This window comes from Phenylobacterium sp., assembly GCF_036263695.1.
In the GTDB taxonomy this organism is placed as follows: domain Bacteria; phylum Pseudomonadota; class Alphaproteobacteria; order Caulobacterales; family Caulobacteraceae; genus Phenylobacterium.
In genome coordinates, this window is sequence record NZ_DATAGM010000111.1 from 1 (window position 1) to 8,358 (window position 8,358).

Consider the following 8,358-nt stretch of genomic DNA (forward strand, 5'->3'; position numbering starts at 1 on the left):
CGCTCCTCGCCGGCCAGTCCGGCCGGTTCCGAGGCGCCGCCCCGGGCGCGGCCCTGCAAGTGGCCGACGTCTATGGCTCGGGGCCCACCGGCGGGTCCGCGGCGATCCTCGCTCGGGCGCTGTCCTGGCTGGCCGAGAGCCGCACGGCGGTCATCAACATCAGCCTCGTTGGTCCCCCGAACCGGGTGCTCGAGGCGGCCGTGAAGGGGCTGACGGCGCGCGGGCATCTGCTGGTGGCCGCCGTCGGCAACGACGGGCCGGCCGCCCGGCCCCTCTACCCCGCCGCCTATCCGGTCGTGGTCGCCGTCACCGCCGTCGACGGCCGCGGCCGGGTGCTGCTGGAGGCCGGGCGCGGAGAGCACGTGGACTTCGCCGCCCCGGGCGCCGACATGGCCGCCGCACACCCGGCCGGCGGATTCGCCCCGGTGCGCGGGACCTCCTTCGCCGCGCCGCTCGTCGCGGGCGAGCTGGCCCGGCGGCTCCAAGCCCCGGATCCGGCCGCCGCCGGCGCGGCGCTGAACGGCCTCACCCGCGCCGCCTCCGACGCCGGGGCTCGTGGTCGTGACCGGATCTACGGCGCGGGACTGGTCGCCGCGGACCGGCGCACCGCGCCCGCCGCCGTCGCCGCGCGCGGGGCGGTCATCCGCGGCGACTGAACTTTTTCGCACTGGCCGGGATGAAACGGCCCACAGGGGTCGTTGGACCTGATGAGAGGCGATGAGCCTCGGACATTCAGGAGAGTGCGAATGCGTAGGATCCCTGTCATCGCCATCGCCGCGATCGGCGCCTTCGGCTTGGCCGGCGCGGCCGAGGCGCAGCTTCTCGGCGGCGCCCTGGGCGGCGGCGGAAGTCTGGGGGGCGCGGTGGGCGGCCTGACCGGTCAGGTCACGGGCTCCGGGCGGCTAGGCGGGACACTGGACGCGCCGGGCGGGCTGACCCGCGACGTCGGCGCCACCACGTCGCGGACGAGCCGCGCCGCGCGCCAGAAGGCGGAACGCGCCTCCAATGAGGCGGCCGCCCGCGCCCGCGCCGCGGCAGATCGGGCCGGCCGCGCCGCCCCGACCGGCGACCTGTCGGCCGGCGTGGACGGCTCTGCCGAAGCGTCCGCCGACGACGCCACGACGCGTGGGGAAGCGGCCGCTGACGCCGACGCCGAAGCGCGCGACGTGAACGCCTCGGCCTCGGCCGAAGGATCCGCCAAGGGCTCGCTGCGTAGCCGCTGAGCCCGACGGTGCTGCGTCCCGAGGCCGGGCATGGAGAGGCTCCCTAGGAGCCCCGGCCGACGGATCGACAGAAGAAAGGCCGCCGGCAGCCCCGGCGGCCTTTCGCTGTTCGGCGGTCCGATCTCAACTAGTCGCGGTCGGCGGTCGCCGCGCCGGCCACGCCGCCGATGGCGGCGCCCACGGCGGCCCCTTCCACATCGCCGCTCACCGCGGCCCCGACGGCGGCCCCGCCCAGGGCGCCGGTGGCGGCGCGCTCGGTGACGGTGGTGCCGCAGGCGGTCAGGGCCAGGCCAAGGGCGGCGACAGGCATAAGCTTGATCATGGTGCGCATGGTGGAGGTCTCCTCTGGGGGGGCCGGTCAAGAACGGAGCGCCACCGCACAGGTTCCGTGTCGGGCGCCCGACTTAGGATTCCATCTGAATGCAGGCGTCCTGCACGATCAGCAGCACCGACTCCTGCTGGAACCTGGCCTTGTAACGCTCCCGCACCTCGTCCAGCAGCTTGTCGGAGCCCTTCTGGGGCAGCACGATCACCACCACCTTGGCGGCCTGGCGGATCAGCGCGTTTTCCGAGCCCTGCCACTGGCCGCCGCCGTCCAGCACCGTCAGCCCCTCCGGAAACCGCGGCGTCAGCTCCTCTTCGACGAAGGCGCCGAAGGCGGTCTCGCTGATTCCCGGCTGGCCGGCGATGTTGCGGCCGAAGAACAGCTGAGCGGTGCGCAGAGGCTCCTCGCCCGCCGGGCAAGGCGGCGGGGGCGGCGGCTCGGGCGCGGAGGTCGCGCAGCCGGCGAGCGCCAAGGCGGCGAAAAGGGCCGCAGCCCGCGTCATGCCCCGATCAGCTCCCTGCCGATGAGATAGCGCCGTATCTCGTTGGTGCCGGCCCCTATGTCATAGAGCTTGGCGTCGCGAAGCAAGCGCTCCACGGGATAGTCCTTGGTGTATCCGGCCCCGCCGAGCGCCTGGATGGCCTCCAGGGCGCATTTCACCGCGTTCTCCGAGGCCATCAGGATGGCGCCCGCCGCGTCGAACCGGGTGGTCATCCCGGCGTCGCACGCCTTGGCCACGGCGTAGACGTAGGCCCGGGCCGAGTTCAGCGCGACGTACATGTCCGCCACCTTGGCCTGCATCAGCTGGAACGAGCCGATCGGCTGTCCGAACTGCTTGCGCTCACGGACATAGGGCAGCACCACGTCCAGGCTGGCCTGCATGATGCCCAGCGGCCCGGCCGCCAGCACCGCCCGCTCGTAGTCGAGACCGCTCATCAGCACGCCGACGCCGCCATTGTGGGGGCCCAACACGTTCTCTTCGGGGACCTCGCAATCCTCGAACACCAGCTCGCCGGTGTCGGAGCCGCGCATGCCGAGCTTGTCCAGCTTCTGCGCGCAGCTGAAGCCCTTGAAATCTTTCTCGATCAGGAAGGCGGTGACGCCGCGGCTGGCCGCCTCCGGCTCGGTCTTGGCGTAGACCACCAGCACGTCTGCGTGGGGGCCGTTGGTGATCCAGAACTTGGTCCCGTTCAGCACGTAGCGGTCGGCGACCCGCTCGGCGCGCAGCTTCATGGAGACCACGTCCGAGCCCGCGCCCGCCTCGCTCATCGCCAGCGCGCCGACATGCTCGCCGCTGATCAGCTTCGGCAGATACCGCCGCTTCTGCTCTTCCGAGCCCCAGCGGCGGATCTGGTTCACGCACAGGTTCGAGTGGGCGCCGTAGGAGAGGCCGATGGACGCCGAGGCCCGGGACACCTCCTCCATCGCCACCACATGCTCGAGGTAGCCGAGGCCCAGGCCGCCGAACTCCTCCTCGACGGTGATCCCGTGCAGCCCCAGGGCGCCCATCTTGGGCCAGAGCTCACGCGGGAAGGCGTTGTCCTGGTCGATCTGCGCCGCCAGCGGGGCGATCTCGGCGGCGGCGAAGCGGGCGGTGGTCTCGCGCAGGGCGTCGGCGGTCTCGCCGAGGCCGAATTCCAGCGACGGGCCGTGGTTCGGGATCATGTCCCAAGGGTTAGCATGCGCTCGCGCCCTTGGGCGCCCCGACGCGCTAGTCCTCGAGCGCGTCCAGTTCCTCGTCGGCCCGGCCGAGCAGGTCGAGGAGGACGTAGGCCGCCCCGCCCACCAGCAGCACCGCGGCGATGCCGACGATCCAGCCGATCATCGTCGTCGATGGGCCGGTGGCCGAGACCGGCGAGCCGTTCACCAGCCAATAGACGCTGGCGCCGAACAGCAGCGCGCCCACCCCGCCGAGGGCGGCGAGGCCGATCACCTTTCCGCGCCAGGCGGGCGTGGATTTCAGCGGCTCAGGGGTCGGCGCCGGCGCCGCGACCGGCGCCTCGGGCTCCGGGAGCGCTTCGGCAGGCGCCTCGCCGACAGCCGGCGGACTCAGGACGAAGGCCTTCAGCCCATTCCCGTTGCTCTCCGGGGCAGCCTCGGCTTCGGCCGACGGGTCGATCACCTCCACCGCTTCCGGTTCAGGCTCGGGCTCGGCGAGCGCCAGGTCGGCCGGCGCATCGGCCGGCTCGGCGTCCGGCAGGGTCGGCGCGGCCGGAAAATCCGGCTCGTAGACTTTGTCGGGGAAGATCTTCGCCAGCCGCTGGGCCAGGGCCGCGGCCATCGCCTCGGGCGCGGGCTCGGCCTGGCCGGTCGCGACCGGAGTGTCTTCGCGGGTCAGGCTCGCGTTCTCGCCGTCCAGCGAGGCGCGGATCACCGAGGGCGGGTCGGCGGGCACCAAGCCCAGACCGTCGGCGTCCACATGCGGGGCCAGCAGCGGGGTCGGCGCGGGCACGAAGCCGTCCGGCGGGGTTAGGAACAGGGCCTTCTCGGCGGCGCGGCGGAGGACCAGGGCGTCCACCACGATCCGCTCGCCTTCGAAGTCGACCTTGCGCCACAGCTCCATGGCGCATGCGGCCTGCAGCAACTGACCCTCGTTGATCAGCACCAGCACCGCCGAGGACTTGAAGGCCGGCACGCCGATGTTGAAGGCGAAGGCGCAGAGAGCGTCGAACTGGTTCTGATTGAGCGGCGTGAAGACCTGCTCGTTCACCGCCTCGGCGACGCCGATCAGGTCGTACATCAGGAGGGCCTCGGCGTCCCGTTCGGAGACCCAGGCGCCGTCCCGCGCGGTCAGGGTGTGGCCGTGGCCCAGCATCCAGCGCCCATCGGGCAGCCGGGCCGCCTTTTCGCGGAACCCCTCGAACCGCTTGATCAGCTCGATCGCGGCTCTCGAGACCTGGTGACGCGGTTTCATGGCCTTCCTGACCCAGATTGACACAGACGCAACAGCGCCTGGGCCTGTGAGGCAAGATAGCTGCCGATCAGAGCAGGATCAGCGCGGCCAGGCCAAGGAAGGCGAAGAATCCGGTGAAGTCGGTGACAAAGGTCACGAAAACCGACGACGAAACCGCCGGATCGCGCCCCATCCGGTCGAGCATCAGGGGCGCCAGCACGCCCGCCAGCGCCGCCACGAACAGGTTGATGATCAGGGCGATGCCGAAGGCGATGGCCAGCCGCAGGTCCATGAACAGCAGATAGACCGCAAGTCCGGTGATCAGCGCCAGCGCCGTCCCGTTCATCAGCCCCACCCACATCTCGCGGCCGATGGTGCGCAGCGCGTTCACCGCCGACAGCTCGCGGCTGGCCAGCGCGCGCACCGCCACCGCCAGGCTCTGGGTGCCGGCGTTGCCGCCCAGCGAGGCGACGATGGGCATCAGCACGGCCAGCGTCACCACCTTCTCGATCTCGTCTTCGAAGGCCTTGATCACGCTCACCGCCAGGGCCGCCGTCAGGGTGTTGATCAGCAGCCACGGCAGGCGCGACCTGATCATGTCGATCACGGCGGCGTTCCGGCCCGCGTCGGACACGCCGGCCAGGGCGAGGATGTCCTCCTCGCTCTCCTCGTGGATGACGCCGACGATGTCGTCGACCGTGATCTGGCCCACCAGGCGCCCGCCGGGCTCGACCACCGGGGCGCTGATCAGGTGGTATTTGTCGAAGATGTAGGCGACTTCTTCCTGGTCCAGGTCGACGGTGATCTCGGTGACCGGCTCCATGATCTGGGCCAGCGGCACGTCGCGTTTGGTCCGCAGCAGCAGGCTGAGCGGCACGGCGCCCACCGGCTTGAAGCTCGGGTCCACCACATAGATGTCGAAGAACAGCTCGGGCAGTTCGTCGCCGTCCTTGCGGACGTGGTCGATGGCCTGGCCGACGGTCCAGAACTGCGGGGCGGCGACCACCTCGCGCTGCATCAGGCGGCCGGCGGTCTCGTCCTCGTAGGCCAGCGAAGTCTCAATGGCGACGCGCTCGACCTCCGGCATGGCGGCCAGCACCTGGGCCCGCTTGTCGGCTTCCAGGTCGTCGACGACATCGGCCGCGTCGTCGGAGTCCAGCTCCTCCAGGGCCTTGGCCAGCGTGGCCGGGGCGACGGCGTTCAGCACGTCCTCGCGGATCTCGGTGTCCAGCTCGGAGATGATCTCGGCCAGCGCTTCGGGATCGACGTGGGCCAGCACGGCCTCGCGGTAATCCGGCGAGAGGAAGCCCATCAGGTCGGCGACGTCGGCCGGGTGCAGGGCGTCCAAGAGCTCGCGCAGCCGCTCGGCGTCGGCCCGGTCGGCGGCGTCCACCACCATGGCCACGAACTCGGGGGTCAGGGCGTAGTCCTCGCCCAGCGCAAGGTCCTCGAGGTCTTCGTCCTCGTCCTCGACCAGGGCGGCGGCGAGCGTGCGATTCTGCTCGTCGGTCAGCGTCGAACGCGTTTTCGGGTCGTCCGTTTCACGGCTCATGCGGACCCCCCTCGCTTAGCGACGAATGACACCTCTGGTGTGCGCTGATTCCGTTTCACCAAGATCCTGCGAAGCCTGGAGGGCGAAGCAGGATGGTGCGGTCGAGAAGACTCGAACTTCCACGGGTTGCCCCACAGCGACCTCAACGCTGCGCGTCTACCAATTCCGCCACGACCGCTCGTGGTGAGGCGCGGGGGTTAGCAAACCGCCAGCGCTTTGTGAAGGGCGCTGAGGCGGTTAGCCGCCGCCGGCCATGTAGTCGTAGACGTCGGCGGCGCGGGTGACGGCGATGGAGATCTTGTCGTCGTTGATCTGGATCTCGCCGCGGGCCACCGGGTGGTTGTTGGCCAGGATCCAGACTTCCTCGTTGACCTTGGCGTCCAGCGGGATCACGGCGCCCCGGCCCATGCGCAGCAGTTGCTGCATCGGCAGGGTCGAGCGGCCCAGAAGGACAGCGATTTCGACGTTGACGGCGTTGACCTGGCTCACGCGGACTTCACCTTGCACTCCGGCGGCCTTGGACAGGCCGCTTCGAGGGGCCACATTGCCGCCAACATGCTTGACCGGTCGTTAAATGCCGCGCTCGACGCGCCGTTCTTCGCGCGCGCCGACGGGGCGGAAGCCGGCTGGGCCGTGTCGCCGGGCCAGGTCCCCTACCCCGCCGCCGTGGAAGCCATGGAGGCCCGCGCCGCCGCCATCGCCGAAGGCCGCGCCGGCGAGCTCGTCTGGCTCCTGGAGCACCCGCCGCTCTATACCGCCGGCGTCTCGGCCAAGGCCTCGGACCTCATCGAGCCCGACCGCTTCCCCGTGTTTCAGAGCGGCCGGGGCGGCCAGTTCACCTACCATGGCCCCGGCCAGCGGGTGGCCTATGTGCTGCTGGACCTCGCGGCGCGGAAGAAGGACGTGCGCGCCTTCGTCGCGGGCCTGGAGGCGTGGATCATCGGCGCGCTGGCCCGCTTCAACGTCGAGGGACAGATTCGCGACGGGCGGGTCGGAGTGTGGGTGGAGCGCAGGGCGCCCGGCGTCCCGCCCCGCGAGGACAAGATCGCCGCCATCGGGGTGAAGCTGCGCCGCTGGGTCTCGTTTCACGGCGTCGCCCTGAATGTGGAGCCGGACCTTTCCCACTTCTCCGGCATCGTCCCCTGCGGCGTCACCGAGCACGGAGTCACCAGCCTGGTGGACCTCGGCCTGCCGGTCACCCTCGACGAGGCGGACGCGGCGCTACGGGCGAGCTTCGCCGGCGTGTTCGGAGCGACCGTGGACGCCGAGCCGCCGATCTAAATTTGAAAAGTTTCTCCACTCGCCCGGAACACGAATTTCCGGCGGCCGGTTGGACAGGCGTCGTTTCATCGGAGCCGTCATGTCCTTCAATCCCCTGCAGGAGCGGGGCATCCCGCTAGACCGCCAGCTGCGCAGCTGGTCGGAACTCAACGTCGCGCCCTACCGCAAGGAGGACGTCCACCCCTTCAGCCGGTGCCGCGGCATCGTCGCCAACGGCATCGAGGTCGAAGCCGTCATGTTCTCGCACAACATGGCCCGGCACACCCTCGACCCAGACGTGAAGCGGCGCCTGGCCATGGTCCGGCGGGTCGAGGCCCAGCAGCAGAAGGCCATGAACTGGATGATCCCCGGCGAGGAGACCACGCTGGAGGTGACCATCGGCTACGAGCAGGTGGCCGTGGACCTCACCGCCTGGATCGCCCGCCACGAGCCCGATCCCTACCTGCGCCAGGTCTACGAGTTCGGCGTGCTCGAGGATTTCGACCACCTCTACCGGTACTCGAACCTCTACGAGCTGCTGGAAGGCCGCCACGCCAATTGGATCGTCGGCGAGCTCACCGAGATCACCCCCGGGCGCCCGACCATCTTCGAGCACCGCCACCCCGCCGACGAGATCCGCCGGCCGATGACCGCGGTGGCCTCGGACCCGCAGTCGATCCTCAACGCGCTGACGGTGATGTCCGCCGAGCAGCAGACGATGAACTACTACATGACCATCGGGAACCGGTTCATCGAGCCGATCGCCCGGGGCCTCTATGCCGAGATCGGCATGATCGAGGAGCAGCACGTCAGCCATTACGAGAGCATCCTCGACCCGTCGGCGACCTGGATCGAGAATCTGCTGTTCCACGAGCTGAACGAGTGCTGGATCTACTACTCGTTCATGCAGACCGAGCCGGACCCGCGGGTGAAGCAGTTCTACGAGACCCACCTGGGCATGGAGATCGAGCACCTGCACATCGCCGCTGACCTGATGCGCGAGGTGGAGCGGCGCGACCCCGAGGCCCTGCTGCCCAAGTCCCTCGACCATGTGATGACCTTCGAGGAGAACAAGCAGTGGGTGCGCGGCATCCTCGACGGCCAG

At 70.3% G+C, this 8,358-nt stretch carries 10 protein-coding genes and 1 tRNA gene; 4 read left to right on the forward strand and 7 right to left on the reverse strand.

Translation table 11 applies throughout. From position 1 onward, the window contains the following. Together VHK87_RS04365 and VHK87_RS04370 are read left to right on the forward strand one after the other, a co-directional pair. Positions 1-656: S8 family serine peptidase (locus VHK87_RS04365; RefSeq protein ID WP_329633675.1), on the forward strand; the 656-nt coding region annotated here is incomplete at its 5' end. 90 nt (positions 657-746) lie between these two features. Further along, a complete protein-coding gene (locus tag VHK87_RS04370) occupies positions 747-1,223 on the forward strand; it encodes a hypothetical protein (protein ID WP_329633676.1) in 477 nt (158 codons plus the stop codon). Between the two features lie 127 nt (positions 1,224-1,350). On the opposite strand, the gene VHK87_RS04375 is transcribed toward VHK87_RS04370, so the two are convergent. The 7 genes from VHK87_RS04375 to VHK87_RS04405 form a co-directional block, all read right to left on the reverse strand. Beyond that, on the reverse strand, positions 1,351-1,554 hold the full coding sequence (locus VHK87_RS04375) for a YMGG-like glycine zipper-containing protein (protein WP_329633677.1): 204 nt from the start codon (positions 1,552-1,554) through the stop codon (positions 1,351-1,353). A 73-nt stretch (positions 1,555-1,627) separates the two neighbouring features. After that, on the reverse strand, positions 1,628-2,050 hold the full coding sequence (locus tag VHK87_RS04380) for a DUF3574 domain-containing protein (RefSeq protein WP_329633678.1): 423 nt from the start codon (positions 2,048-2,050) through the stop codon (positions 1,628-1,630). Further along, positions 2,047-3,213 (reverse strand): isovaleryl-CoA dehydrogenase, encoded by a 1,167-nt coding sequence (locus tag VHK87_RS04385; protein WP_329633679.1) that lies wholly within the window; start codon positions 3,211-3,213, stop codon positions 2,047-2,049. Before VHK87_RS04385 ends, VHK87_RS04380 begins: the two co-directional genes overlap by 4 nt. 46 nt (positions 3,214-3,259) lie before the next feature. Next, positions 3,260-4,462, reverse strand: a complete 1,203-nt coding sequence (locus VHK87_RS04390; protein WP_329633680.1) for a lysozyme — start codon at positions 4,460-4,462, stop codon at positions 3,260-3,262. 67 nt (positions 4,463-4,529) lie between these two features. Next, positions 4,530-5,993, reverse strand: a complete 1,464-nt coding sequence (gene mgtE, locus VHK87_RS04395; RefSeq protein WP_329633681.1) for a magnesium transporter — start codon at positions 5,991-5,993, stop codon at positions 4,530-4,532. 93 nt (positions 5,994-6,086) lie between these two features. Next, positions 6,087-6,171, reverse strand: a tRNA-Leu gene (locus VHK87_RS04400). Between the two features lie 59 nt (positions 6,172-6,230). After that, a complete protein-coding gene (locus tag VHK87_RS04405) occupies positions 6,231-6,536 on the reverse strand; it encodes a FliM/FliN family flagellar motor switch protein (RefSeq protein ID WP_414694105.1) in 306 nt (101 codons plus the stop codon). 12 nt (positions 6,537-6,548) lie between these two features. On the opposite strand from VHK87_RS04405, the gene lipB reads away from it, so the two are divergent. Together lipB and VHK87_RS04415 are read left to right on the forward strand one after the other, a co-directional pair. Beyond that, a complete protein-coding gene (gene lipB / locus VHK87_RS04410; protein WP_329633683.1) occupies positions 6,549-7,274 on the forward strand; it encodes a lipoyl(octanoyl) transferase LipB in 726 nt (241 codons plus the stop codon). A gap of 79 nt (positions 7,275-7,353) precedes the next feature. Beyond that, the coding region (locus VHK87_RS04415) for a hypothetical protein (RefSeq protein ID WP_329633684.1) at positions 7,354-8,358 on the forward strand (1,005 nt) is incomplete at its 3' end.

Bases quoted from the DNA above. Each gene is read 5' to 3' on its own strand.
- VHK87_RS04370 (WP_329633676.1), top strand. From the start codon at position 747: ATGCGTAGGATCCCTGTCATCGCCATCGCCGCGATCGGCGCCTTCGGC.
- VHK87_RS04375 (WP_329633677.1), bottom strand. From the start codon at position 1,554: ATGCGCACCATGATCAAGCTTATGCCTGTCGCCGCCCTTGGCCTGGCC.
- VHK87_RS04380 (WP_329633678.1), bottom strand. From the start codon at position 2,050: ATGACGCGGGCTGCGGCCCTTTTCGCCGCCTTGGCGCTCGCCGGCTGC.
- VHK87_RS04385 (WP_329633679.1), bottom strand. From the start codon at position 3,213: ATGATCCCGAACCACGGCCCGTCGCTGGAATTCGGCCTCGGCGAGACC.
- VHK87_RS04390 (WP_329633680.1), bottom strand. From the start codon at position 4,462: ATGAAACCGCGTCACCAGGTCTCGAGAGCCGCGATCGAGCTGATCAAG.
- mgtE (WP_329633681.1), bottom strand. From the start codon at position 5,993: ATGAGCCGTGAAACGGACGACCCGAAAACGCGTTCGACGCTGACCGAC.
- lipB (WP_329633683.1), top strand. From the start codon at position 6,549: ATGCTTGACCGGTCGTTAAATGCCGCGCTCGACGCGCCGTTCTTCGCG.